We start from the raw sequence: 25,262 nt of genomic DNA, 5'->3' as shown, positions 1-25,262 counted from the left end.
GCTTGCAAGGCAATACGACGGGATACCCTTAACAGCCGGCTTCAGGAATTGTTCAAATGGCCAGAGATAATATTATTGATATTCTTATATTTTTCGAAGTCGCTCGCCAACGCAGCTTCACCCGTGCCGCCATCAAGCTAGGCATGTCCCAGTCCACTCTCAGTCACATCATTCGGGATCTGGAAGCCCGGCTGGGCGTGCGGCTGCTCAATCGTACGACCAGGAGTGTTTCGCCGACCGAAGCAGGCGAGCGCCTGCTGAGCAATGTCGCGCCGCGGCTTGATGAGGTGCATGCTGAAATCGCTGCTGTCAGCGATTTGAATGGCAAGCCGGCGGGTACTGTGCGCATCACTGCCATCGACCATGTTGTTGATACTCTGCTGTGGCCAAGGCTGGCACCGGTGCTGCCCCAATATCCAGATCTGAATATCGAGATTCAATCCGATTACAAGCTGATCGATATTGCGGCGGACCGTTATGACATCGGAGTACGCTATGGAGACCAGGTGGCGGAGGATATGATTGCCGTGCGGCTCACGCCCGACATTCCAACCATGATTGTTGGCTCGCCTGGCTACTTTTCCTGGCATGCGCAACCTGCCAATTTGCAAGATTTGATGAAGCACAACTGCATCACGCTGCGGCTGGCAAGCAGTGGCGGCATCTACGCATGGGAACTGCAGCATGATGGACGCAACGTGGAAGCCCGGGTGCGCGGCCAGGCCGTGTTTACCAGCGCCGTACCCATGGTACAAGCGGCCTTGAGCGGTAATGGCCTGGCGTTTGTCACGGAAGACCTGGTGGCGGGGCACATACGGGAAGGCCGATTAATCAGCGTCATGGAAGACTGGTGCGGGAAGTTTCCTGGCCTCCATGCCTACTATCCCAGCCGCCGCCACGAATCGAGGGCGCTTCGGATTGTTGTCGAAGCTATTCGTCACAAGGAGTAGGCCAAGGAGCCGATCGTCAGATCAGACCGCACCTAAATTGATGTGTCCGAGGCGCGGCAACATACAGCCCATCTTTCTGGCCGTCCGCTTCTGGCCGCCTGCGGGCGTTCAATCGGTTTGTAATAGTGTCAAGTAGCGATACCATACTTGTGTTGCGTGGCTGCATACTGCTGCTTCAGCGACTCCAGCTGCGGATGCTTGGGATCGATCTTGCGGATCACCTGCATCTGGTGCTGCGCCTGTTCGGCCAGCGGGGCTTCCCAGCCCAGCATGTTGAGCTGGCGCAAAATGGCGTCGACGGAGGCGAACAGCACGGGCAGGTTGCCTGGCGTCTTGCGCAGGGCCTGGCGCAGCACGAAGACGGCGCCCTTGAGCTCTCCGCTTTCCGACTTGCTGGCCGCATCCTGCATCAGTTCCTGCACCTGGTTCGTGATCTGCTGGCCCATGCCTTGCGCCAGATCATGGCGACCCGCTTTTTCAAACACGTCGACGGCCGCTTCCATCGTCACATCGCTGTCGGCCTCGTTGACGAGTTTCATCATGACGTCGGACGCGGCTTGCTCCAGGTTGTTTTTCAGGCAGCTTTGCACGAGGCCCACCTTCAGCTGCGTCGACAGGCCGCGCGCCGTGTCCAGGGCGGCGGCGGCCAGCTGCAGTTCGCCAGCGGCGGCGATGTCGTTGCCCGACAGTTCATGCAGCATGGCGGCCGAGATGGCGCGGCACGCTTCCACGTTGGCGCCGCCGCGCAGCGAGCGCTCCATGTCGCGCAGCACGCCGCTCGCCTGCGGCGCATCGCCTTTCTTGACCAGCGTCTTGACCAGGTTGACGTGGTCTTCCGGGTCGCGGAATTCGGAGTACTTCGCTTTCGTCACCACCTGTTTATACGCCCGTTCGGCCGCACCGATGTCGCCCGTGTCATAGGCGATGCCGCCCAGGTGGCGCAAGCGGCGCACCATGTGCGGCGAGATGGCCACCGCGTCCTCGAGGATTTTCTTCGCCTGCAGCTGCTGGCCCATGGCTTCATGGTTCTTCGCAAGAAGGTCATAGGCGGCCATGAAGCGGGGATAGACCTCCACCAGTTCCAGCAGCGCATCCTGCGCCTCTTCGTGGCGCTGCTGCTCGAACAGGGTGCGCGCCAGTCCCAGGTGGGCCCAGGCCATGGGGCGCGTGGCCAGCATGTCGCCGTACAGCTGTTCCGCTTCCTTCCATTCATCGAGCGCGATATGCAGCTCGGCGCGCAGGCGGACGAAATCGCCCGCCAGGCGCGGGTGCTGCAGCTCGGCCGCGCGGCAGCTTTTCACGGCTTCGCGCAAGTCGCCCTTGTCGATCAGCTGGTAGGTGGGCAGGAACATGGCGCGCCGCTCGATGGCGCGCGCGATGCGTCCGCTCAGCACATCGACGGTGAACGGTTTCAATATGTAGTCGGACGGGGTCAGCTCGGCCGCGCTGATCACCTTGCTGTGGATGGCTTCCGAGGTCAGCATGATGAAGATCGTCCACAGCCCGATCAGCTTGTGGTGGCGCAAGTCTTCCAGCAATTGCTGGCCATCCTGGCCGTCCGTGCCACTACCAAGATCGTATTCGCACAGGATGATGTCGAACGGTTTCTTCGTCAGCAGGCGGATGGCCGTGCCGGAATTGACGGCATATTCCACCTTGGTGATGGCCGCCTGGTTCAGCATATTGTGCAGATTGCCCCGCATGCTGGGGTTCGGGTCGACGATCAGGACAGATAAATCGCTAGTTTCTGGCATTGTTCAGCTCTCGTTCATCTGTTCGGTCATTGCGGGAACTCTTCTTATATATGTATCTGCCTGGCATTACTATTTTTTATCAGCATACTGCAAAGCCGGTCGACACTGCCAGCAAAATGCATGCAATCGGGCGCGGGGCAGGGCGCAGGACGCCTCCGGTGGCGTGCGGCGTTGTATTTCATGGCGACGACGCCCGGTGCGCGGCTGACGGGGCGCAAATTTCAGCACATAGTTGACTAGCATGATAGTATCCTAATTACAACTAGTGTTGGATGCCGCGCAATCTTGCGGCCAGGCATGCGCAAGGCTGTACCGGGCGCTTTTCTTCTTTCTGGTGTCGATACCCGTATGCGTGTTCCTGACCTTTCTTCCCTGCGGCGCATTGCCGTCCCCCTTGCCTTTGGCGGCAACAGCGAACAGCAGCATACGTATTTTTCGGAGCTGCACCGGGTCGGCATGGTCACGCAGCTGCTGGGCATCATTGCCTACAGCCTGACCTGGCTGATGATGCCCGAGCCCTATCATCCGAACTTCTCGCACGCCGTGCTGGCGCTGCTGGGCATGTTGACTAGCCTGATCGTGCGCTACCGCTGCACCACCTTGCCCGTGCTGACCATTACCGGCGCCTGCGCCGTGCTGACCCTGACCTTTGGCCTGCGCACCATGGCCGATGCCGTCCATCACGCCAGCTTCTGGGTCTTGCCCGTGGGCGTATTCATGACCCTGGCCATCGCCTCCATCTTCAATGGCGGCCTCAGCTACCTGGCCGTGGTGGCCGGCGTGTGGTGGAACGTGGGCCACGGCCTGTATCCCGTCAACGCAGGCTTGCCCGACCAGTCCTGGGCCCCATTGATGATCGCCGTCAGTGTGCTGTTCGGGCTGGCGCTGAATGTCAGCTTCAGTTTATTGCGATTGCGCAACTATCACTCCAAGCTGGAATTGACGCGGCTGGCCTTCCAGGACAGCCTGACGGGCCTGAACAACCGCCGCATGTTCACGCAGCGCGCGCAGCAGATGCATGGCGCGCCGCAGGGCGGCATGCTGTATTTCCTGATGATCGATATCGACGATTTCAAGATCATCAACGACCAGCAGGGCCACGACGCGGGCGACGAGGTACTGGTGCGCACGGCCGCCATCATCGCGGACAAGGCGCAAGGCCATCTGTGCGGGCGCCTGGGCGGCGAGGAATTCGGCATTGTCTACGCGGGCAGCCGCGAGGATGCGGGCGCCTTTGCCGGCGGCCTGGTCGAGGCCGTCAGCGCGGCCTTCCATGCGGCACAGTTCGTGTCGATCAGCGTGGGCGTGGCCGAACTGGACCGGGGCAAGGAACTGGGCCACAGCTACCGGCTGGCCGACGAGGCCCTGTACCTGGCCAAGCGGCAGGGCAAGAATCGCTATGTGATCGCCTGAGGTAAGCCTGAGGGTGTTGTTGCCGTGTCAAAAACTGCCGCTGTGCGGGGCAAAAGGGTGGCAAAGCCCCAAGTTCCGGTCATAAGGCAGGGGTAAAACGGGTATAATGCGCGCAAAGGAAATTTGCCGTACGAAAGATATTGTCATACCTACCTTTAACCCGCAGCCACGCTGCATCAACCACCTTCCAATCATGTTGATACTGCCGGGTTCCAATGCCCTGTCCCATTTCCGTAGCCACCGTCTGTTAAGCCAACTGCAAGCCGTCTCGCCTGCGATTGTTGCCGTACAAGCACGCTATGTCCATTTCATCGATGCCAGCGCGCCTCTCAGCAATGACGACAGCACGCGCCTTGGCGCCTTGCTGACGTACGGCGAGCCGGCCCACGCTGACAATACGGAAGGCGCTGCCGAAGAATTCTTCGTCATCCCCCGTTTCGGCACGATTTCGCCGTGGGCCTCGAAAGCCACCGACATCGCGCACAACTGCGGCATGGCGCACATCAAGCGCGTCGAACGCGGCATCGCTTTCCGCATCAACCTGAAATCGGGCATCCTGGGCAGCGCCATTGGCGCCGGCAAATTGACGGACGAGCAGGTACAGGCCGTGGCCGACCTGCTGCACGACCGCATGACGGAATCCGTGCTGCGCAGCGCGGACGACGCCAAGGACCTGTTCCGCACCCTGGAAGCGCGCCCGCTCGAATCGATCGACTTGCTGGGGCAGGGCAAGGCAGCGCTGGAAACGGCGAACACGGAACTGGGCCTGGCGATGTCGGAAGACGAAATCGACTACCTGGACGCCGCCTTCACCAAGGCTGGCCGCAACCCGACGGACGTGGAACTGATGATGTTCGCGCAGGCGAACAGCGAGCATTGCCGCCACAAGATCTTCAACGCCGACTGGACCATCGACGGCGTGGCGCAACCGAAGTCGCTGTTCGGCATGATCAAGAACACGCACGAACTGCAGCCGAAGGGCACCGTTGTCGCCTACAGCGACAATTCCTCGATCATGGAAGGCGCGACGGTCTCGCGCTTCTACCCGCGCGGCGCCAGCCACGAATATGCGGCGTCGACCGAACTGACGCACACCCTGATGAAGGTGGAAACGCATAACCACCCGACGGCCATTTCTCCATTCCCCGGCGCCTCCACAGGCGCGGGCGGCGAGATCCGCGACGAAGGCGCGACGGGCCGCGGCGCCAAGCCTAAGGCTGGCCTGACGGGTTTCACCGTATCGAATTTGTCGCTGCCGGACGCCGTGCGCAGCTGGGAAACGGCCGCCTCCGTGACGGCGCCGCTGGCTTCGCGTACTGATGCAGATCAATACGGCAAACCGGAACGCATCGCCTCGCCGCTGCAAATCATGATCGAAGGCCCGCTGGGCGGCGCCGCGTTCTCGAACGAATTCGGCCGTCCAGTTCTGGGCGGTTACTTCCGCACGTATGAACAGAACGTCGGCGTCGACAAAGATGCCGTATTCGGCTACCACAAGCCGATCATGATCGCTGGCGGCATCGGCAATATCTCGGCGCAGCACACGCACAAGAACGACATCCCCGTCGGCAGCCTGCTGGTGCAGCTGGGTGGCCCCGGCATGCGCATCGGCATGGGCGGCAGCGCCGCTTCGTCGATGACCACCGGCAGCAACACGGCCGACCTGGACTTCGATTCCGTCCAGCGCGGCAATCCGGAAATGGAACGCCGTGCCCAGGAAGTCATCAACGCCTGCTGGCAAATGGGCGCGGACAATCCGATCATCTCGATCCACGACGTGGGTGCGGGCGGCTTGTCGAACGCGTTCCCGGAAATCACCAACGACGCCAAGCGCGGCGCGATTTTCGACCTGCGCAAAGTGCCGCTGGAAGAATCGGGCATGGCGCCGAAGGAAATCTGGAGCAATGAATCGCAGGAACGCTACGTTCTGGCCATCGCGCCGGAAAGCCTGCCACTGTTTAAAGCCATGTGCGAACGCGAACGCTGTTTGTTCGCCGCCGTGGGCGTGGCCACCGAAGAGCGTCAGCTGAAACTGATCGACCCGGAACTCGGTAACGAACCGGTCGACATGCCGATGGACGTCTTGCTGGGCAAGCCGCCGAAGATGCAGCGCGACGTGGTCCACGTGGCCAACGATTTCCCGGCGATTGACTTGACGGGCATGGACTTGAAGGACGTGGCGCAAAAAGTGCTGCTGCTGCCGACCGTGGCCGACAAATCCTTCCTGATCACCATCGGCGACCGCAGCGTGGGCGGCATGACCGTGCGCGACCAGATGGTGGGACCATGGCAAGTGCCGGTGGCCGATTGCGCCGTCACCACCATGAGCTTCGAAGGTTATCTGGGCGAAGCGATGGCCATGGGCGAACGCACGCCGCTGGCCGTCATCGACGCTGCAGCTTCCGGCCGCATGGCCGTGGGCGAAGCTGTCACCAACATCGCCGCCGCAGCAATCAGCGACATCTCCGACATCAAATTGTCCGCCAACTGGATGGCCGCTTGCGGCCAGCCTGGCCAGGACGCGGCTCTGTACGACACGGTGAAAGCCGTCGGCATGGACCTGTGCCCGGCGCTGGGCATCAGCATCCCCGTCGGCAAGGATTCGCTTTCGATGCGCACGACGTGGAAAGACGACAGCACGGGCGCGGCGAAATCCGTCACGTCGCCAGTGTCGCTGATCGTGTCTTCGTTCGCGCCAGTCACGGACGTGCGCAAGTCGCTCACGCCGCAGCTGAAAACGGACAAGGGCGATACATCCCTGATCCTGATCGACCTGGGGCGCGGCAAGAACCGCCTGGGCGCATCCGCCCTGGCGCAAGTCATGGGCCAATTGGGCAATGAAACGCCGGACGTGGACAGCGCGGAAGACCTGAAAGGCTTCTTCGCCGCCATCCAGAAACTGAACAGCGACGACAAGCTGCTGGCCTACCATGACCGTTCGGACGGCGGCCTGTACGCCACCCTGACGGAAATGGCCTTTGCCGGCCACACGGGCATGTCCGTCAACCTGGACATGCTGACCATGGAAGGCGAGCATTCCAGCGACTGGGGCGACGCCAAGAACTGGACGGGCCAGGTAGCGGAACGCCGCAACGAACTGACCCTGCGCGCCTTGTTCAGCGAAGAGCTGGGCGCCGTGATCCAGGTGCGCGCGGAAGAAAAATCGCTCGTCATGGACGTGCTGCGCACCTTCAACCTGGGCGCCTGCAGCCATATCATCGGCAAATTGAACGACCGCGACGTGATCGAATTCACGCGCGACGCCAAGCTGATTTACACCCAGCCGCGCGCCGAACTGCACCGCCTGTGGAGCGAAACGAGCTGGCGCATCGCCCGCCTGCGCGACAATCCTGCCTGCGCGGACGCCGAATACGACCGCCTGCTGGACGCGCAAGATCCGGGCATGTCGCCGATCGTCACCTTCGACCAGAACGACAACATCGCCGCGCCATTCATCGCCACCGGCGTGCGTCCGCGTGTCGCCATCCTGCGCGAGCAGGGCGTCAACTCGCACATCGAGACGGCTTACGTCATGCACCAGGCAGGTTTCACGGCTGTCGACGTGCACATGAGCGACCTGATTGCCGGCCGCGTCAAACTGGACGACTTCCAGGGCGTCATCGCCGTGGGCGGCTTCTCGTACGGCGACGTGCTGGGCGCGGGCGAAGGCTGGGCGAAAACCATCCTGTTCAATGCCAGCCTGGCGGAACAGTTCGCGCGCTTCTTCAACCGTACGGACAGCTTCGGCCTCGGTATCTGCAACGGCTGCCAGATGATGAGCAACCTGAAATCCATCATCCCTGGCGCCCACGCCTGGCCTAAATTTACGCGCAACAAGTCGGAGAAATTCGAAGGCCGCTTTGCCATGGTCGAAGTGATGGATTCGCCATCGATCTTCTTCAACGGCATGGCCGGCACCCAAGCCGGCATCGCCATCGCCCACGGCGAAGGCTACGCCGACTTCTCGCAAACGGGCGACATCACCCAGGTCAGCAAAGCCATGCGCTTCGTCGACAACAAGGGCGCCGCCACGGAAGCCTACCCGTACAACCCGAACGGCTCGCCGGAAGGAATCACCTCCGTCACCACGCCAGACGGCCGCTTCACCGTGCTGATGCCGCACGCGGAGCGTGTGTTCCGCAGTGTTCAACAGTCCTACCACCCTGAAGCGTGGGGCGAGGATTCACCGTGGATGCGCATGTTCAGGAATGCGCGGAAGTTTGTGGGGTAATCATTTTTTGTAGTGACGCTGCACCCAGAAACATGCATATAAGATAAGAATTAGAGAGCCACTATCGGTAGATAGTGGCTTTTTTACATCGTTACTATGAACTTCAAGTTCGATAGTTCTGGCTTATCATTCTAAGCTGTTTGTTTTTTCTAGTATGTTTTTCATTAAATCTCGATCTTTCAAATATTTTTCTTTGTATTCATCGTAACTTAAAGCGGAAGAGATTACTCTTTTAAGTCTTTTTTCATTTGTTTTTGCTTTTGGGTTATTAATTATTTCTCTTGTTAATGTAATGGCATATACAAAAATTCCATAGTGATGGCTTGTTATTAATTTCTCTATGTCTTCATCACTAATCGCATTGAGCATGTTTAAACTTTTGTTTGTGTCTCCCATTTGCCGAGTAATCAGAGCAAGGTTGCTTCTGAATATTGGATTCTTTGGATTCTTAATTATGGCGAGTTCATAATGTTCTAGTGCCTTTTCTTTATCCTTAAGGCCAGAATAAATTAGCCCTCCAAAATTTAATATGTCTGATGTGATGACTCCTAATTTCTTGAGATTTTCAAAATCTGTTTTTGCTGTAATTAAAGTTGCGGCATCTTTTTGTGTTCGCAATAATCTCAATGCTGTTTGATGGTTGAAGTGGGTAATTTTACTTCCTGGTAGTCGACCGTAGCCGGATGCTGCAAATTGCGCAAATTCAATTGAAAATTGAGAATCAAGTATGGTTTTATTGTTTTTCGCCCATTCCTCCAAGTCGGCTTGGCAAAAAATTCCTGATGCTATACCTAACTCTGGAAAGTCATTGCAAAAATTATCAATTATATTATTTATATTTTCTTCATTGTATTGTGACTGCAACCCAACAAAGCATAATGATGATGCGTCCAATAAACTAATATTATTTATTGACTGCATTTCTATCAATGTTTTCCTATATAGCTGAGTAATTGCCACATTTAGTGCAGCCCCTCCATATTTTTTTAAATATTCCTGATCCCTGATAAATTTAAATATTACGGCAAAAGGTTTATGTTTTTTCTCGCTTTGCTCTTTCACAAATATTTTCAACGTGGAAATGTCAGTTATGGATTGTGAATCGATAGACGATGTAAAATATTTCGAGCTATACGGAAGTATGTTAGCGATGCTACCTATGGGGATAGCTTCTAAGCTCGATCCTGACTCTATATCTAAAAATTTCTCCTCAGAGTTAGATATATAGCCAAAAGCTAATTCTGGTTGAACATTAAAAATCGTAATACGTGTTAATGGAACTTTTGGATAGACGCCAATTACTCTAGTTGTTCTACCATCATTAATGCTAAATTTTTTGTTGCCAGTGAATGTTGGGGGATAAACGGTAAATTCTTGCCCTGCGGTAACGCCAACATCTGATCCGATGTCAATTGCAACTACCCGTGTGTTTTTTTCTTGTTCAAGAACACGACCGTAAGACTCTATAATCTTGTCAAATAAAACGACCTGATTCTTTCCATATGCTTTTGCCTTGGATAATGCGGTGTCTGCTCTATCCAAAAGAAATTTTACTTCGTCAACTCCTGAACTCGGTAACGCAGTTAAGGAATGTATAGCTACCCCAATACTTGTTTTTATTGATCTTTCTTGAATTGGCGGGAGCGTTATAATTGATAAATTTTCTTGTTTTAAGAGGGAATCCCACTCTTCGGCAGACGGTAATGCCTCATCGGCTATATCAATTCTAAATTGATCGGCGAAAGATAAAATTTCGTCTATGTCGTTGTTTCCAAATATTAATATTAAAAATTCTTCACCTGATGGATGTCCAAGGGTGATGGTAGCTTTTTCGGGAAATTTTTCTTTTAATTTATTCGCAGTAGTCTCTAGTCGCTTTGCGAAAATTTTTAGAATTTGGTCGCCGTAAATATGGCCATAAGTATCATTTACTTGTTTGAAATAATCAATGTCAAGCGCAAAAGCTGCCAATGTAGACCTTGGCGCAATTTCTTGTTCATCAGGAGCACCTGGGACCATAGCGTTAACTAATTTAATTGCATTTGAAAGCGCACAATAGAAGGCATCTCGTGCCAAAAGCAATGTTAGAGGGTTATGTGTAACTTTAAAGGAATTTTCAGCACGCTCTAAAATTAAATCTATTTTTTCTTTGTATTTTTTTCTTTTTTCAATTTTTGGAGAGCTTGGAAATTTTATTTCTAAAGCACAGTTAAGATCTAGAATAAAATACCAAGCAGATGTGGTACGAGCTTTATGATATGCAATTTCTTCATTCTTGGAAATATTGATGCTGGTAAATTCAAGGCCCGTTGCTTCTCTATTTTCATTGAGAGAATACCATTTTTCATTTTTCTCAAAATAGAGAGAAAATTGGAATTGCTCCTCAAAAAAATCTTTTTCTATTTCAATTTTCAAAAATTGCAATTTTTCTATTTTCATTTTTTCTTTCTATAATGTATTAAATGAAATTTTCAAATATCACACTGTGATTAATACTTGTTATTAATTATTGAAATTATGTTCTTGTACATATAAACGTAAAAATAAATGATTTCCACTTCGGTTTAAAAATTAAACTTCATATGACTTATATTGCCATGTGGTTGTTTACTTTGCAACTGAAAAGGCATGAATTTTAGTTGAAATGTTAGTTTTGCTAAATGATTTCCTTGTAAGTAGCTGCAGAGCGTGATGATAGTGGTTGACTGGCAGAATAAATTCCTTCTACCTTGATTACTTGTAGTCTAATCTAGCATATCCAGCTAAATTTTTTCGTGGCTTGACGCGACCTTACAGCAACCACCCCGGAGGTACACCATGAGTTTCGATTCCTTTCTGTCCAAACTGAAGACCAAAGCCAGCGAACTGAAAACCGAAGCGCTGAAGTACAAGAACAAGGATTTCCTGAACGCGGCGATGGCGGGATCGGCGCTGATCGCCATGGCCGACGGCAGCGTCAGTGCGGAAGAGAAGCAGAAGATGGTCAAATTCATTGAAAGCAATGATGCGCTGTCGGTGTTTGCCACCACGGACGTGATCAAGGCTTTCCAGGACTATGTCGGTCAGCTGGAGTTTGACAAGGATATCGGCGAAGCCAAGGCGTATCAGGCGCTGGGCAAGATGAAGTCGAATGTGGAGGCGTCGCGCTTGCTGGTGCGCATGATAATCGCCGTCGCTTCGTCGGACGGCAATTTCGATGCCAACGAGCAGCGCGTGGCCAGCAAGATCGCGCGCGAGCTGGGCTTGAATCCAGGCGAGTTCGAGCTGCAGTAACTGTTAAGCCAGCCGGCTCCGGCTGGCCAGACTTAACTCTTGTCCCACCACGGCGGCGTGCCCGACGACCAGGGGCACGTCATTTCCACTTCGCTGATCCTGTAGCGGATCTCGATCACCTGGCCATGGTGAAACGGACCGCGTCTCCAGTCGCCGGAATCAAAGACGTAGCCTTTGCCCTTGATGCAAAGACTGCTCGGATTGTTGCCGATGGGACCGGTCGAGTGCAGGGTGACGCGCACTTCGCCGTTGGCGTCCAGCGGGGCGTCTCCGCCCATGAAGAGTGGATCCGAGCCGACGTCGCAGACAGTGGTGCTGCCTATCTTGCTGCAGCGCTTGATATACGTTTGCTGGCGCGCATTGGCCAGGTAATCGTCATGCCGCATCGGCTTGCCGTCGTCATAGGTAAAGCGCAGGACGACTTGTGTGGGCTCGCTGGCCGGATGGCGCGTGGTGCTGGTGCAGGCGGCGCTGACGAGGGCCAGCAAGGGCCAGGCCAGCAGGCGCAGGATGCCGCGCAGCAGCGTCGAGATCGGGTTGTTGCCAGGTGATTGCCGCATGTGCCGTTGCCATTTGTCTCATGAACTGGACGGCGATCATAGCATGCGAAGGCAGCCGTACCGTTAGGACGCGCCGTGATTCAATTCCTGCAGCACTTTCTTGCATAACACCCCATAGCCCACGCCCGTGCCGCGCTTGTGTGCGGCCAGGTCGTAGCCTACGCTGATGTCGTCCCAGGCCACGCTGCCGGGCAGGGGGCGCAGGTGGTCGTCCAGATCCATCTCGAAATGAATGAAGTGGCCGTCGGCGCTCAGCAGCTTGCCGTACACGGCGGGCATGCCGGGCCAGGCCAGTTGCAGGTCGAGCATGAGGGCCGTGCCCAGCGGCACGCCATGGCTGGCCGCGCACTGGCGCAAGGCGTCGGGCAGGGGACGCGCGCGCCACCAGGCCGCCGTCTGCTTGATGGCGGCCTGGGTCAGCGCGTTTTGCTGCTGGACAGAATACTGTTTGCTCATGGCTGTCACCCCATGTGGAATGCCGCTGCCGCCTTAGCGCGATGCCAGGCCCATGCTTTGCACGTGGGCTGGCACGATGGCGCCGCTGGCCAGTTTTTCGGCCGGCACCCGCATCAGCACTTCGCCGCCCACGCTGCCGTCGTCGCGCAAGTCGATGCGCATGGCCAGTTGCTGGTCGAGCGCCACGAAGCTGTCGCTGCCGGTGGCGATGATGCGGTGTTCTTCCTGGTCGTCGATGCGCGCATACATCATGGCGCCGATGTTGCCTGCATTGCGCAGATACAGCACTTGCCCGTTCGCCAGCTCATAGCCGCCGCGGAACGGGGCAAACCTTTCCGCACTCATGAAATGCCTGTGTGCCGGCAATTCGATCGTTTGCAGGCGCCCGCCTGGAATGACGACGGTCTGGCTGTCGGGGAGCGTTTGCGCATTTGCCAGCAGGGCGCAGAAGCCCAGGGTGCCGGCCAAGATCCATGTTTTCATTTTTTTACCCATCCTTGAACTTTGGTGCCGTCCGCTGCCGGCGCGGCGAGTTTGATGCGGATGCCAGGGGAACCGAACCGGCTGGTCCGCGTACGTTGCTGTCACACTGGCAAGGCGCGGGCTACCGGTCTTGCCAGTGTAGGCAGGCAAGATGCACCGCGCATCATCCGATCGGATGACACGGCCTCATGCATCGAGTACGGCCAGGTGCGCCGTGGCGCCATGGATCAGGGCGATCAGTTCGCCCTGGCGCCGCGTATCCGTCTTTAAATAGGTGTGGTGCAGATGCGTCTTGACCGTGTTGACGCTGATGCCGCCCTGCGCGGCGATTTCCTCGATGGTGGCCCCCTGCGCCAGCGCCTTGCCTACTTGCGCCTCGGCTTGCGTCAAGTCAAACAGCTGGCGCAAGGCAGGGACGGACGTGCATGTTTTTGTGGGGTCGCGCGCGATCAGCAGTGCGCAGGTGGGCTGGCAATCGGCAAGCGGGGTGACAGTCAGGGCCAGCGCCGCTTGCTGCTTGCGCGCCAGGCGCAGCGACTGGCATTGCGCCGCGCCACCGGCGCTGGCGATCACCAGGCGCACGGCGCGCACCAGGGCGGGCGGAGCGGCCGGTTCCAGCTGTGCCACATGCAGGGCGTGTCCGGCGGGGGTGGCGAAGCGCAACGTGAGGTTGGCATCGAGCACCAGCACGGCAGCGCCCATGGCGTCGAGCGCCGCCAGCGCGCAGTGGCTGGCCAGCTGCGCTTCGCGCAGGCGCTGCTGCAGGCTGAGCGCGCGTTGCAGATGCGGCAGTAGTTCCTGCCATTGCTGGCCGTTCAGGCCGGCGCTGTCGAGCTGTGGCCATTCGCCTGTGCCGCAGGCCGAGTCGTACATGGCGCCGATCAGTTTGCCCACATCCGCCGTTGCCGTACCTGTGTCCATGCTTGCCCCTATTTCCTGATGACATCAGTGTGCCGCAGGCGTGCAGGTGCGGAACTGGGTAAGGGCGGTCTTGCGCGGCGATCCGCCCCGCCTTTGTGAGGAGGGGCTGGTCGCTGCCATCTGTCCTGGGCAACTATCAAGATAGTACAAACGCTGCACCACCGCAATGCGGCGCTGCCAATGCAATCGTGCTCCCGGATTAAAAATTCCCCGATACAATAAAAAATTATCAAAAATATAAACTCCTGGCGTGGGACGGGCGTCGCATGCCATTCACTTAGCGAAAGTTTTCATGCAATCAAGCAAGCATTACCTGACGACGCTCCCGGCGCTGGCTCTGTGCCTGACGCTGGCGTTTATGGGCGGCAGCTCCGTGGTGCAGGCTGCCGACAAAGTGCCGTCAGCGTCCAGTGGAGCGCGGCAGGTGAAAGTCAAGCCTGCCGATACCGCCAACCTGGTCAGCCATCTGCGGCGCGTGATCACGGATGAAACGAATGACACGCCGCCGCGCATCCTCAATGCCTTCGTTGCCAAATACCAGCAGCGCGCGCTCGATGCGGGAATCGACGACCTCGACCGGCAGTCGCAATACGTGGTGCTGGCGCTGTACACGTCGGGCAAGGCGATGGAGCAGCCGCAGTTCGTGGCCCTGATGAAAAATCCGCCCGCCTCGGTGGACGCCTTTTACGATGCCCTGCACGCCTTGCCGAATACCGTCTGGGAGGCGGGGCCGCCGTTGTGGGATGCGTATGCGGCGAAATAGGAAATTATGTGTCCGTTAACAGATGATGTATGGACGGACGCATCCATGTGCGATGATGGTGGGAACCATATGGCAAGCAGCATTTTTTCGATGAAACCGCTTTTTATCGGTTTACTGTGTCTTTGCATGGCGGTGTCACATGCGGCAGCGGGCAAGGGGCAGAAGTGTCATGCACATGCGGTTCCCTGTGAGGGCTAAATGATATTTTTCTCGAAAAATAGCTATGCCGCCTGTTTCGTGTGCATGGTCTTGTCGCTTTTGAATGCCGGCTGTGCGAAGAGTGAAAGACAAATCACCGTGAGCCTGACGGCCTACAACCATGGCGAATACGGCGTCGGCAGTTATACCGTAACACTGGCCGATGGCTCGTCGGCGGAGGCTGGGTATCTTGCTCCCGGCGAAGGCGGAGGGGGAGAGACTTGCTGCCTTTCGATACCGGCGGTATGGAAGCCTGGGATGACGGCGGCCGTCGCCATGCATACGGTAAAAAACGGCGAGGATGTCCGCGTGGAGCAAACGGTGGCGGTTCCTCCGTATGCTCCCGCCGATGCTGGCCGCTTCGTCGTGCATTTTCTTCACGATGGCGGCTACAAGGTCTTCGTGACCAAATACTCGCTGGGGCATCGAAAATATCCGCTTTCCGGCAAGGAGGCGGAGATGGAGCCAGGCGTGCCCCTGGAAATCATCTGGGAATAGTGCCGCTAGTTTGCGGCTGTCCGTCGCGCTCCGTCGGCAATCAGGCTTTGCTGGAGCATGCGCGATTTCGCATCCGTGGCCCGCACGTCCTCGATCCGGGCGAGCAACTCGGCCGGGTCAAATTTTTTGATTAATTTGCAATAATCTTCTGTTTCTCGCGGACAGAAGTCGAGTTCCAGCAACGCAACGGTTTTCGCTGTCAAGCCATGCCGTTGCATCTCGGACAGGAGGTCAGCACGTTGCTTTAACGCCCTGGCGAAAGCACTCTTGATCAGCTTCCCGAAGGGCATGCGAGGGTCTTCTGTGATTACCCGACAGGCGATGCGCACGGCAGTGGCGCTGCCATTGCGGATATCCAGCGCCACCTGCTTGCACACCTGCGACAGGCGCAGCCCTGGATGCGCGATTGGCGACCCAGCATCGAACTCGGTCAGCTTTTCGCCAAGGAATTCTTCAAGCTCTTCCAGGCTGGTGATCGAAATCATCATCAAGTTTGCTTATTGCAAGGGCAGGCCAAGGGCGGCCGGGACTGCGGATGTCGGCACAAAAATCATGGTGCAACTCTGCCGATCAAGGCCGGGAATTCAGCTGTACTTGCATCCGCGATTGCCGTGCATATTTTCGCAGCATGCCCTATTGAAAATAGGGGGCATAAACCTATACAAGCGATGCGATTCTGCATGAAACCCATTTAGTCCCCAAGTAAAACAATCCATGGTTTGCGGTTGGCCGTTACCGGGCGACCTGAGTGGCGCAGTGTACGAGGTTGTTGCTTTCAGAGCAAGTTCGTCGGGTGCGCGCTGGGTGAGGGACGAAAAAATCCCTAAAAATTAGTACTTTGATATCGCATGCTGCAATCCCAAGCAATCGGACGCATGGAAAACATATCCATAGGGTAAGCTTCGGGGCTAGGCTATTTCGCAACTCTATCAAAATTACATGACCTCCATAATGATCCCCGACGTCGCCCTGGTCGACAATACCGAACAACGCACCCCACTGGTGCTCGTGCTGGACTGCTCCGGCAGCATGGCTGGCGAGCCCGTCTCGCTGCTCAACGAAGGCCTGGCCTTGCTGGAACAGGAACTCAAGTCCGATGTCATCGCCGCCAAGCGCGTGCGCATCCTCGTGATTCAATATGGCGCCCACGATGAAGCCGTGGTGGCCAGCAACTGGTGCGACGCCATGGATTTCACGGCGCCCCTCTTGGACGCGAACGGCACCACGCCGACCGGCGCCGCCGTCGAACTGGCGCTGGCCGAGATCGAGCAGGAAAAGCAGCGTTTCCGCCAGGCAGGCGTGGCGTACACGCGGCCGTGGCTGTTTTTGATGTCGGACGGCGAGCCGACGGACCGCTGGCAGCATGGCGCCGAACAGGCGCGCGCGGCCGAGCAAGCCAATAAAGTGGCGATCTTCCCCATCGCCGTGGGTGATCATGCGAATATCGATACCCTGGGGCAGTTTTCCAGCCGTGGCGAGCGTGGCGTCAAGCAGCTGAAAGGCTTGCAGTTCCGCGAACTGTTCCTGTGGCTGAGCGCCAGCATGCAAGTGGTGTCGCAATCGCGTCCCGGTGCGCAGGCGCAGCTGGCCTCGACGGACGGCTGGTCCGTCGTGAATACCTGATCCATGACTGCGGTACAGAATAGCTGGCGCGTGTTCGGCGCCTCCGTCACGGGCAAGGCCCACCTGGACAAGGATATCCCTTGCCAGGATGCGCACGCGCACGCCGTCGTGGGCGACGTCCTGGTGGCCATCGTCTGCGATGGCGCCGGTTCGGCCCGGCTGAGCGAGCAGGGCGCGCAGTTTGTTGCCGCGCACACCGTGCAGGCGCTGGCCGGCCGGCTGGAGCAGGGCGCCACCGTGCAGGACTTACATGACGGTGCCTTGGCAGGAACGCTGGCGCAGATCCGCGCCGCGCTGGAAGACATTGCCCGCGCCGCCAACGCCACCCTCGACGACTACGCTTCCACCGTGGTCGGCGTGGTCATGGGGCAAGATACCGGCTTCTTCTTCCACCTGGGCGATGGCCTGGGCGTGGCGCAGCTGATTGACGGCGGCGAACTGATCTCGCTGCCCGCCAACGGCGAATACGCCAACGAAACCTACTTTATCAGCGGCGAGCGCTGGCGCGAACAGCTGCGCCTGTTGCCGATTCCCCAGTCCGTGCGCGGCGTCGTGCTGATGTCCGATGGCTGCATGCCCTTTGCCATGAGCAAGAACAATGGGGCCTTGTACGCGCCGTTCATGGATGCCGTGCAAGGCTATTTGCGCACGGTCGACAGCGTCGAGCTGGGCAACGAAGCGCTGGCCTCCACCCTGGCCGACCCGCGCACGCACCAGATCACGGGCGACGACAAGACCCTGCTGCTGGCCCTGCGCGCATGAGCCGGAAGCAAGGTGTGACACCCGGCCTGAGTCCGGGTGGAAAAATTTGGCTCGATAAAGCCCGTAGTTTGATCCTGGGCAAACTCGTCAAGAGCGGCGGCGCGGGCAGCGTGTATCTGCTGCCGGGCGCGCCAGCGCAGGTGGCCAAGCTGTACCATCCGCACCTGGACCGGGCCGCCAACCGGCGCAAGCTCGAAGCGATGCTGGAACTGTCGCCCGAGCTCCCGGACCAGTTGGAAAACGGCAAGCGCTACGTGCAGATCGCCTGGCCGCAAGCGGCCGTGTTCGATGGCCAGGGCGGTTTTGCCGGTTTCGTCATGCCCTTGCTGGACATGGCGCAGACGGCCGAGCTGGAACAGATCATGCAGGAGCGGCAAGCGCGCGCGGCAGGCTTGCCCACGGGACTCGGTCCCAAGCTGACCCTGGCCGCCAACCTGGCCGCCGTCATCGATGCGCTGCACCAGCAGCAGCATTATGTGGTCGATCTGAAACCCGTGAACCTGCGTTTCTATCGCGATTCGCTGTACATCGCCATGCTCGATTGCGACGGTTTCAGCATCCAGGGCCATGCGGAGCGGTTTCCTGCGGAGCAATTCACGGCCGACTACCTGGCGCCGGAATTCCAGCGCAAGGGCATGCCTGCGGGCACGGAAATGGCGCAGGACCGTTTCGCGCTGGCCGTCGTCATCTTCCAGTTGCTCAACTTTGGCATCCACCCGTACAGCGGGCGGCCCGGCAATGCGCAGGTGGCGACCGATATTCCCGGGCGCATCCGCGACGGCTGCTATGCGTATGGGATAAAACGCCACAAGCAGCTGGCGCCGAACGCCACCAGCGGCCATGGGCTGATGCCGCCCGAGCTGCGCGCCATGTTCGACCGCGCGTTTTCGCAGTCGCCAACACCGCAGCGGCCGTCGGCGGCCGACTGGGCGCAGTTGCTGCGCGGCTATGCGCAGCGCAGCGGCGGCAAGTTGGTCATTTGCGCCGTGAATCCCGAACACCAGCATTTCGCGGGCCAGGGTTGCGCGGCGTGCGCACGCGACAAGGTCATCGGCGCGGCCGCGCAAGCCTCGGTGCAGGCGCAGCAGATGCAGTTGCAACAGCCGCCGCAGCAGCGCAGCGCGCGCGGCGCGCATCATACGGCGCCGGGGCAGACGCCCGTCCGGCTGCCTGCAGGCGGTGGGCAGGCCAATGCGGTCGGCATTTCCGGCAAGGGCTGGGCCGTGGTGGTGCTGCTGATCGTGCTGTTCCTGATTGGCTTTACGGCCTGGACCTCATCGCCCGATGAAACCAAGGCCAAGGCCAGCCTGCAGGCGCAAGCGGACCAGGCGGCTGGCCTGGAAGTATTTCGCTGGCGCACGCGCAAGACTGCCGGTTTCCAGCCGTCCGATGCGCGCAAGGCCGTGCGCAGCATGTCGCAAGCGGTCAGCAAGGGCGACGACGACGCCGTTACGCGCGGCTTGCAGCTGTTGTACCGGGCCGGCGAAGGAAAGCCGTCCACCTACGCTGGCGACCCGATGCGCGTCCGGCTGCGCACCACCTTGATGGAAGGCCTGGGGTCGATGCCGGGCTACGCCCCCGAATTGTCGGATACGTATCTCGACAACTTGCAAGCCGACCCGCGCGACTATCTGGCGGCGGCGGCCATGGGCCGCATGTACCTGAGCCTGGACGAACCGCAGGCGGCGCGCCAGTATTTCGAGCAAGCCGTGTGGGCACGCCCCACCGATGGCGTAGCCTGGCTGGGCATCGCGGCCACGGCCCTGCTGCGCGGCGGCGATGAGCGCGATGCCGTGAATCTGGTGGCGCTGGCGCAGCTGACGGCTTACCGTTATGCAGTGCAGAACGCCTTGCCGGCGGAACCGGGCGAACCGGCCGACAACGGCGTCGCTCGCACGATGCAGCGCATGGACCTGAACGCCAAGGTGTTGCGCCTGGCTCAGGGGTGGGATTACCAGAAACGCTGGGACAAGGTGCTGGCCGAGGGCGCGCTGTTGGCGGCCAAACTCAAGGCCATGCCGCCCTTGCGCGACCAGGTCGGCGGCGTGCAGCGCGACACGATGACGACGGTTGCGTATGGCGTGCTGGACGAAAAGCACGCAACGGGTGAAAACCGCCTGACCCTGACCATCGCGGCCGACGGCACCCTGACCTATGCGGCGGCCGAGTTGCCGATGGAGCCGATGCTCAACAAGGTGCTGCTCGATAGCGTCAAGCGCTGGACCTACTTGCCGGCCGTGCAGCACGGTCAATTGCGGGATGCCGAGGTGGTGGTGCTGGTGCGCTACCGCGATGGCCGGGTCAGCTTCGTGCCGGGCGGCGTGGCCGTCACGGCGGAAAATTAAAGGGATACCATGAAAATCAAGACAATATGCGCCTTACTGGGCGCCTCCTTGCTGACCTCCGGCATGGCGCAGGCGGAAATCGTGCAGCGCCTGGTGGTGACAGCCATGGCGGCCAAACCAGATCGCGACGGCGGCGATGAGTTCACTATTGCGGGCACGACTGCTTGCGGCGACCGGCAAGTGCGCATGGATGCGTACTCGGTCAGGCTGGACGAGGCGAAGTACGAAGCGCTGAAAGCCGAACTGGTCCGGCGTATCCACGACAAGACGCCCATGCTCATCACCCTGAAAAAATGCCCGGAAGGTGGGAGCGTGCCCATCGTGCGCGAGATCGCCGCCTGCACGCCCAGCACTTGCGCCGATGACAAGGCACGGCTGTACCTGCACGAACATTTCTACCCCATCGAGCAGGAAAACGCACCGAATGTGCTGCTGTTACCCTTGCCGAAAGGCAAACTGCCTGGCACGTGGAAGGTGGACATTTATAGTGTGGCCGGGCACAAACTGCGCCTGTCGGGCCAGGTCAGCAAGGCCGATTATGCCTCCGGCGATCTGGTGGGCGGCTTTGTCACATATTACCCGAACGGCAAGATCGAGAAACAGGTGGCGCAGGACGGGAAGGGCTGGCAGGAGGGCGTCAGCAGCCTTTATTACCCCAATGGCAGCCTGGATTCGCGTGGCAGCTGGCGCCATGGCTTGCCGGAAGGTACGCACCAGCAATATCACCCCACGGGCAAATTGCGCGAGGCCAGCGTGTACCGCGACGGCAAGCGTGTCGACGGTCCCGTGCAGACGTTTGATGAAAATGGCAAGCTGAGTACCAGCTATGTGCTGCGCGGTGGAAAGATGGAAGGCGAGATGCTCACCTACTTCCCTGATGGAAAAATCTCCAGCCGCGCGGAAATGCAGAACGGTAAGTTCAATGGCGTGAGCACGAATTACTATCCGGATGGCGCCGTGAGAGCCAGGATGACGCAGGTCAACGATTTACCGACGGGCGAGGCGCTGGAATTCTATCCGGATGGCAAGGTGCAAAGCCGCCAGCAGTACGGCGACAAGGGCGGACTGCTCAGCGTCCAGCGCTACAGTCCGCAAGGCGTGCTGATGATGGAACGGAAATGGGATGCGCAATTGCGCGAGCAGGGCACGTCGCGCTCGTGGTACGAGAACGGCAAGCCCGAGCATGAGATCGAGTACGTGAACGACCGGCGCGACGGCTGGAGCCGCAGCTGGCACGCGGATGGCAGCGTGAAAAACGAATGCCAGTATGTGGCCGGCAAGGCCCAGGGCGGCTGCGGCGAGGCGCCGCCAGCGCCGGAACTGCAGCGCAAGGAGCAGGCATGGCGCGCCTTGTGAAGCATGTGCTGCTTGCAACGCTGCTGTGGCCGGTGCTGGCCCACGCCGAGATCGAACAGCGGCAAGTAGTCAACGCGATCAAGGCGACGCCCGACGGCGATGTGCTGACCCTGGCCAGCGACAGCGGCTGCGGCGGCAGGCAGGTGCTGATGGATGCCGTGTCCGTGGGCCTGGACGCGCAGCAATACGCCGCCATGAAGCAGCAATTGGCCAAGCTGATACGTGACAAAACGCCCTTGCTGATGCGTATCAAATTCTGTCCTGCACCAGGTAATGTGGGGGCGCTTGGCATGCCCGATGTCGGCAAGCTGGGCGGCTGCGAGCCGCAAGCCTGTGCCGATGGCAAGGCGCGTTTGTACCTGAATCACAATCTGACGCGCGGCGAAGTCAAGGAACATGCGCGCTATGCGCTGGTCGTCCCGCTGCCGCCAGGCAAGACGCCCGGCACCTGGCAAGTCGAGGTGGTGCACGCGCGCGAAGGCGAGCCGAAGCGGCTGATTGGCGAGGTCAACGATCCCGATTACCTGCGCGGCAAGCTGGTGGGCAACTACAGCATGTACTACCCGCATGGCCAGGTCGAGATGCAGGTGGAGCAGGATGGCCGCGGCGTGCAGGAAGGTGTGCAGACCCTGTATCGTCCTGAGGGCCAGATTTCCATGCGCAACACGTGGCGCAATGGCGTGCAGGAAGGCGAACAGCGGACCTATCACGATACGGGCAAGCTGAACGAGGCCAGCCAGTACAAGAACGGCGCCCGCGCCGATGGCCTGGTGGAAACCTTCGACGAGGATGGCAAGTTGCGCACGCGCATGACTCAGGTCAAGGGCCAGACGGAGGGCGAGCTGCTGCTGTTTTATCCCGATGGCACGGTGGAAAGCCGCAGCCGGTACGAGAACGGCATCCAGTCAGGACCGAGCACCGGCTACTTCCCGGATGGCAAGGTGCAGCGTACAACGCAGTACGTGGACGACAAGCCGGCCGGCGACAGCGTCGAATATTACCCGGATGGCACAGTGGCCAGCAAGCGCAGCCACAGCGACCACTTCGTCTTGCGCAGCGAACAGCGCTTCAGCCGGGCCGGCGTCATGCTCGTGCACAAACAGTGGAACGACGGCGGGCGCGAGGAGGGCGCGTTGCGTTCCTGGTACGCGAATGGCAAGCCAAGGCAACTGATCGAGTATGTCGATGGCGAGCGCCAGGGCTGGACCCGGTATTGGCGCGAGGATGGCAGCGTGGAAAGCGAATGCCGCTATGTGGCGGACGAGCCGCAGGGCAAGTGCACGGGCGCGTCTGCCAAGATGTCGTACACGGAGGATGGGATTGAGTTTGAGATGCCGGAGCCTTGATACTTGACGTTTACTCCAACGGCGCTGGGCCAGTTTGATAAATACTGTATTTAACTGGATGGTTGCATATTTGCTACAGAAAATCAGTCAATTGGCTCTATTTGTAATGGAAAGAAAGGCTTTATCTCTTGCCTATGGGAATTGGCCTATAGTCACCATACCAAAAAATATAGCCTCAAGGAAACGGCAATCTTTTTTGCGGGCGCAACGACACGCCACTATGCCGGAACCTGAAAGAAGTAAATGATTAAATACTTAGCGATATCAATGGTGTTCTTCACCGGCATTGCGAGTGCCCAAGTGCATGTAAATGGGTACACGAAAAAAGATGGAACTTACGTGGCACCGCATCAAAGAACCGCACCTGACAGCACCATTTCGAATAATTACAGCACACAGGGCAACGTCAATCCCTACACGGGGAAGGCTGGAACTGTTCCAAATCAAGCAGATAGCTCTTACGGATATCAGCCTCAGGCAAAGCCAGCGCCACGCCAGGAGATTCAACCGCTGCAACCTCTACCATCGTTTCAACCAACGCAGCCACTGCCACAGCCGCCAGTGTGGGGAACGCAAAAATAAAAGAGAAGGGCGGTCTGATGAGCCGCCGGGGAATATGCCAGTGAGGCATCTCCCCTATCACGAACAGTTTACCGATGCGGCGGCGTGAGCACGCTGGCGATTGCCTTCGGCAAGGTTTCCGGATAATCGCGGCTGAAGTGCAGGCCGCGGCTTTCGCGGCGCGACAGGGCGCTGTTGACGATCATCGAGGCCACGTCGACCAGATTGCGCAGTTCCAATAAATCGTGCGTGATGCGGAAGTTGCGGTAGTACTCGTCGATTTCTTCCTTCAACAGGGCGATGCGGTGCTGGGCCCGCTCCAGGCGCTTGGTCGTGCGCACGATGCCCACGTAATTCCACATGAAGCGGCGCAGCTCGTCCCAGTTGTGGGAAATCACCACTTCCTCATCCGCATCCGTGACCCGGCTTTCATCCCAGTCGGGCAGATATGGCGTGCCCAGCTTTTCCTTGCTTTCGATATCTTGCGCGCAAGCGCGGCCGATGACGATGCATTCCAGCAAAGAGTTCGACGCCAGGCGATTCGCGCCATGCAAGCCTGTGCACGCCGTTTCGCCGACGGCATACAGGCCCGGCAAGTCGGCCCGGCCCGCCAGATCCGTGACGACGCCGCCGCACGTGTAATGGGCGGCGGGCACGATGGGGATAGGCTGCTTGGTGATGTCGATGCCCAATTCCAGGCAGCGCGCGTAGATGGTGGGGAAGTGTTCGATGAGAAATTCGGCCGGCTTGTGGCTGATGTCCAGGTGCACGTAGTCGAGGCCGCGTTTCTTGATCTCGAAGTCGATGGCGCGCGCCACCACGTCGCGCGGCGCCAGTTCGGCCCGCTCGTCGTGCGCCAGCATGAAGCGCTGACCGGCCGCCGCGCCCGCTTCGGGCGGCAGTTTCAGCAAGCCGCCTTCGCCACGGATGGCTTCGGTGATCAAAAACGATTTCGCGTACGGGTGGTACAAACAGGTCGGGTGAAACTGGATGAATTCCATGTTCGACACGCGGCAGCCGGCGCGCCAGGCCATGGCGATGCCGTCGCCGCTGGCCGTGTCGGGATTCGTTGTATATAAATACACCTTGCCGGCGCCGCCCGTGGCCAGCACGGTGTGCTCGGCGGCAAAGGTCAGTACTTTACCGGTTTGTTCATCCTGCACGTACAGGCCGTGGCAATGCGGTTGCGCATTGCGCTGTGTCGGCTTCATGCCCAGCTTGTCGGAGGTGATCAGGTCGATCGCGCAATGGTGTTCGAACAGGCTGATGTTCGGGTGGGCGCGCACCTTTTCTTCCAGCGTTACTTGCACGGCGTGCCCGGTGGCGTCGGCCGCATGGATGATGCGGCGCTGGCTGTGTCCGCCTTCGCGGGTCAGGTGGAAGCCCAGCTCGGCCGTGGCGTCGCGCGTAAATGGCACGCCTTGCTCGATCAGCCATTCGATGGCTTCGCGACCGTGCTCGACGATGTAGCGCGTGGCGCTCTCGTCGCACAGGCCACCGCCTGCGATCAGGGTGTCTTCGATGTGCTGTTGGTGGCTGTCGCCCGAGTCCAGCACGGCCGCGATCCCGCCTTGCGCCCAGTTGCTGGCGCCATCGAGCAGCGCGCGTTTGGAAATGATCGCGACGGTGCGCGTTTCAGCTAAATGCAGTGCAACCGATAAACCCGCCAGGCCACTGCCGACAATCGCTACATCAAATTTCATGACATTTATCTTTTTTCAGGGGAAGCATACTATAGTCCATTTCACATCAATCGGTAATGTGTTGAG

The 25,262-nt window shown here is 58.7% G+C and carries 20 protein-coding genes; 12 read left to right on the top strand and 8 right to left on the bottom strand.

The window, feature by feature from the left end:
• The first annotated feature begins 56 nt into the window (after positions 1-56).
• Positions 57-950: a LysR family transcriptional regulator gene (locus tag SJI03_RS09845; protein WP_322427035.1), complete on the top strand. Its 894-nt coding sequence runs from the start codon at positions 57-59 to the stop codon at positions 948-950.
• A gap of 128 nt (positions 951-1,078) precedes the next feature.
• On the opposite strand, the gene SJI03_RS09840 is transcribed toward SJI03_RS09845, so the two are convergent.
• Complete coding sequence (locus SJI03_RS09840; protein WP_099376909.1) at positions 1,079-2,704, bottom strand: tetratricopeptide repeat-containing response regulator; 1,626 nt, start codon at positions 2,702-2,704, stop codon at positions 1,079-1,081.
• 348 nt (positions 2,705-3,052) lie between these two features.
• On the opposite strand from SJI03_RS09840, the gene SJI03_RS09835 reads away from it, so the two are divergent.
• Together SJI03_RS09835 and purL are read left to right on the top strand one after the other, a co-directional pair.
• Positions 3,053-4,117, top strand: a complete 1,065-nt coding sequence (locus SJI03_RS09835; RefSeq protein WP_322427034.1) for a GGDEF domain-containing protein — start codon at positions 3,053-3,055, stop codon at positions 4,115-4,117.
• A gap of 193 nt (positions 4,118-4,310) precedes the next feature.
• Positions 4,311-8,348 carry a phosphoribosylformylglycinamidine synthase gene (gene purL / locus SJI03_RS09830; RefSeq protein ID WP_322427033.1) on the top strand — a complete coding sequence of 1,346 codons (4,038 nt, stop codon included), beginning with the start codon at positions 4,311-4,313 and terminating at the stop codon, positions 8,346-8,348.
• A gap of 126 nt (positions 8,349-8,474) precedes the next feature.
• Here purL and SJI03_RS09825 read toward each other — a convergent pair whose 3' ends face one another.
• Positions 8,475-10,787 (bottom strand): diguanylate cyclase, encoded by a 2,313-nt coding sequence (locus SJI03_RS09825; RefSeq protein ID WP_322427032.1) that lies wholly within the window; start codon positions 10,785-10,787, stop codon positions 8,475-8,477.
• A gap of 378 nt (positions 10,788-11,165) precedes the next feature.
• Here SJI03_RS09825 and SJI03_RS09820 point away from each other — a divergent pair, with 378 nt between their 5' ends.
• Entirely contained in the window at positions 11,166-11,621 is a 456-nt protein-coding gene (locus tag SJI03_RS09820) for a tellurite resistance TerB family protein (RefSeq protein ID WP_322427031.1), read from the top strand.
• Positions 11,622-11,653: 32 nt separating this feature from the next.
• On the opposite strand, the gene SJI03_RS09815 is transcribed toward SJI03_RS09820, so the two are convergent.
• The 4 genes from SJI03_RS09815 to SJI03_RS09800 all read right to left on the bottom strand — a co-directional run bounded on the left by SJI03_RS09815 (position 11,654) and on the right by SJI03_RS09800 (position 14,041).
• A complete protein-coding gene (locus tag SJI03_RS09815; protein WP_322427030.1) occupies positions 11,654-12,181 on the bottom strand; it encodes a hypothetical protein in 528 nt (175 codons plus the stop codon).
• A 63-nt stretch (positions 12,182-12,244) separates the two neighbouring features.
• Positions 12,245-12,637, bottom strand: coding sequence for a hypothetical protein (locus tag SJI03_RS09810; protein ID WP_322427029.1), 393 nt, complete (start codon positions 12,635-12,637; stop codon positions 12,245-12,247).
• A gap of 33 nt (positions 12,638-12,670) precedes the next feature.
• Positions 12,671-13,120, bottom strand: a complete 450-nt coding sequence (locus SJI03_RS09805; RefSeq protein WP_322427028.1) for a hypothetical protein — start codon at positions 13,118-13,120, stop codon at positions 12,671-12,673.
• 186 nt (positions 13,121-13,306) lie between these two features.
• On the bottom strand, positions 13,307-14,041 hold the full coding sequence (locus SJI03_RS09800; RefSeq protein WP_322427027.1) for a helix-turn-helix transcriptional regulator: 735 nt from the start codon (positions 14,039-14,041) through the stop codon (positions 13,307-13,309).
• A gap of 292 nt (positions 14,042-14,333) precedes the next feature.
• Here SJI03_RS09800 and SJI03_RS09795 point away from each other — a divergent pair, with 292 nt between their 5' ends.
• Both SJI03_RS09795 and SJI03_RS09790 read left to right on the top strand, forming a co-directional pair.
• Entirely contained in the window at positions 14,334-14,804 is a 471-nt protein-coding gene (locus SJI03_RS09795; protein WP_322427026.1) for a hypothetical protein, read from the top strand.
• 198 nt (positions 14,805-15,002) lie between these two features.
• Positions 15,003-15,500: a DUF3304 domain-containing protein gene (locus SJI03_RS09790; protein WP_322427025.1), complete on the top strand. Its 498-nt coding sequence runs from the start codon at positions 15,003-15,005 to the stop codon at positions 15,498-15,500.
• A 5-nt stretch (positions 15,501-15,505) separates the two neighbouring features.
• Here SJI03_RS09790 and SJI03_RS09785 read toward each other — a convergent pair whose 3' ends face one another.
• The gene (locus tag SJI03_RS09785; RefSeq protein ID WP_322427024.1) at positions 15,506-15,988 is read right to left on the bottom strand and encodes a hypothetical protein; all 483 of its coding nucleotides are present in this window, start codon (positions 15,986-15,988) and stop codon (positions 15,506-15,508) included.
• A 451-nt stretch (positions 15,989-16,439) separates the two neighbouring features.
• Here SJI03_RS09785 and SJI03_RS09780 point away from each other — a divergent pair, with 451 nt between their 5' ends.
• The 6 genes from SJI03_RS09780 to SJI03_RS09755 all read left to right on the top strand — a co-directional run bounded on the left by SJI03_RS09780 (position 16,440) and on the right by SJI03_RS09755 (position 23,514).
• Positions 16,440-17,123, top strand: coding sequence for a vWA domain-containing protein (locus tag SJI03_RS09780; protein ID WP_099376897.1), 684 nt, complete (start codon positions 16,440-16,442; stop codon positions 17,121-17,123).
• Positions 17,124-17,126: 3 nt separating this feature from the next.
• Positions 17,127-17,885 (top strand): PP2C family serine/threonine-protein phosphatase, encoded by a 759-nt coding sequence (locus SJI03_RS09775; protein ID WP_099376896.1) that lies wholly within the window; start codon positions 17,127-17,129, stop codon positions 17,883-17,885.
• Between the two features lie 68 nt (positions 17,886-17,953).
• A complete protein-coding gene (locus tag SJI03_RS09770) occupies positions 17,954-20,230 on the top strand; it encodes a hypothetical protein (protein WP_322427023.1) in 2,277 nt (758 codons plus the stop codon).
• Between the two features lie 9 nt (positions 20,231-20,239).
• A complete protein-coding gene (locus SJI03_RS09765) occupies positions 20,240-21,586 on the top strand; it encodes a toxin-antitoxin system YwqK family antitoxin (protein WP_322427022.1) in 1,347 nt (448 codons plus the stop codon).
• Positions 21,571-22,932, top strand: a complete 1,362-nt coding sequence (locus SJI03_RS09760; protein ID WP_322427021.1) for a toxin-antitoxin system YwqK family antitoxin — start codon at positions 21,571-21,573, stop codon at positions 22,930-22,932. The genes SJI03_RS09765 and SJI03_RS09760 overlap by 16 nt, the downstream gene beginning before the upstream one ends.
• Before the next feature lie 243 nt (positions 22,933-23,175).
• Positions 23,176-23,514: a hypothetical protein gene (locus SJI03_RS09755; RefSeq protein WP_322427020.1), complete on the top strand. Its 339-nt coding sequence runs from the start codon at positions 23,176-23,178 to the stop codon at positions 23,512-23,514.
• Between the two features lie 68 nt (positions 23,515-23,582).
• Here the strand turns inward: SJI03_RS09755 and nadB are convergent, their stop codons facing one another.
• A complete protein-coding gene (nadB, locus tag SJI03_RS09750) occupies positions 23,583-25,196 on the bottom strand; it encodes an L-aspartate oxidase (protein WP_034787348.1) in 1,614 nt (537 codons plus the stop codon).
• Between the last annotated feature and the right edge of the window lie 66 nt (positions 25,197-25,262).

The sequence above is a fragment of the Janthinobacterium sp. GMG1 genome (genome assembly GCF_034427795.1).
In the GTDB taxonomy this organism is placed as follows: domain Bacteria; phylum Pseudomonadota; class Gammaproteobacteria; order Burkholderiales; family Burkholderiaceae_D; genus Janthinobacterium.
Note: the sequence above shows the minus strand (reverse complement) of the source record. Positions and strands in the feature narration are given on the sequence as shown.

Bases quoted from the DNA above. Each gene is read 5' to 3' on its own strand.
- SJI03_RS09775 (WP_099376896.1), top strand. From the start codon at position 17,127: ATGACTGCGGTACAGAATAGCTGGCGCGTGTTCGGCGCCTCCGTCACG.
- SJI03_RS09785 (WP_322427024.1), bottom strand. From the start codon at position 15,988: ATGATGATTTCGATCACCAGCCTGGAAGAGCTTGAAGAATTCCTTGGC.
- SJI03_RS09800 (WP_322427027.1), bottom strand. From the start codon at position 14,041: ATGGACACAGGTACGGCAACGGCGGATGTGGGCAAACTGATCGGCGCC.
- SJI03_RS09790 (WP_322427025.1), top strand. From the start codon at position 15,003: ATGATATTTTTCTCGAAAAATAGCTATGCCGCCTGTTTCGTGTGCATG.
- SJI03_RS09825 (WP_322427032.1), bottom strand. From the start codon at position 10,787: ATGAAAATAGAAAAATTGCAATTTTTGAAAATTGAAATAGAAAAAGAT.
- purL (WP_322427033.1), top strand. From the start codon at position 4,311: ATGTTGATACTGCCGGGTTCCAATGCCCTGTCCCATTTCCGTAGCCAC.
- nadB (WP_034787348.1), bottom strand. From the start codon at position 25,196: ATGAAATTTGATGTAGCGATTGTCGGCAGTGGCCTGGCGGGTTTATCG.
- SJI03_RS09845 (WP_322427035.1), top strand. From the start codon at position 57: ATGGCCAGAGATAATATTATTGATATTCTTATATTTTTCGAAGTCGCT.
- SJI03_RS09840 (WP_099376909.1), bottom strand. From the start codon at position 2,704: ATGCCAGAAACTAGCGATTTATCTGTCCTGATCGTCGACCCGAACCCC.
- SJI03_RS09780 (WP_099376897.1), top strand. From the start codon at position 16,440: ATGACCTCCATAATGATCCCCGACGTCGCCCTGGTCGACAATACCGAA.
- SJI03_RS09795 (WP_322427026.1), top strand. From the start codon at position 14,334: ATGCAATCAAGCAAGCATTACCTGACGACGCTCCCGGCGCTGGCTCTG.
- SJI03_RS09835 (WP_322427034.1), top strand. From the start codon at position 3,053: ATGCGTGTTCCTGACCTTTCTTCCCTGCGGCGCATTGCCGTCCCCCTT.
- SJI03_RS09805 (WP_322427028.1), bottom strand. From the start codon at position 13,120: ATGAAAACATGGATCTTGGCCGGCACCCTGGGCTTCTGCGCCCTGCTG.
- SJI03_RS09760 (WP_322427021.1), top strand. From the start codon at position 21,571: ATGGCGCGCCTTGTGAAGCATGTGCTGCTTGCAACGCTGCTGTGGCCG.
- SJI03_RS09755 (WP_322427020.1), top strand. From the start codon at position 23,176: ATGATTAAATACTTAGCGATATCAATGGTGTTCTTCACCGGCATTGCG.
- SJI03_RS09765 (WP_322427022.1), top strand. From the start codon at position 20,240: ATGAAAATCAAGACAATATGCGCCTTACTGGGCGCCTCCTTGCTGACC.
- SJI03_RS09820 (WP_322427031.1), top strand. From the start codon at position 11,166: ATGAGTTTCGATTCCTTTCTGTCCAAACTGAAGACCAAAGCCAGCGAA.
- SJI03_RS09810 (WP_322427029.1), bottom strand. From the start codon at position 12,637: ATGAGCAAACAGTATTCTGTCCAGCAGCAAAACGCGCTGACCCAGGCC.
- SJI03_RS09815 (WP_322427030.1), bottom strand. From the start codon at position 12,181: ATGCGGCAATCACCTGGCAACAACCCGATCTCGACGCTGCTGCGCGGC.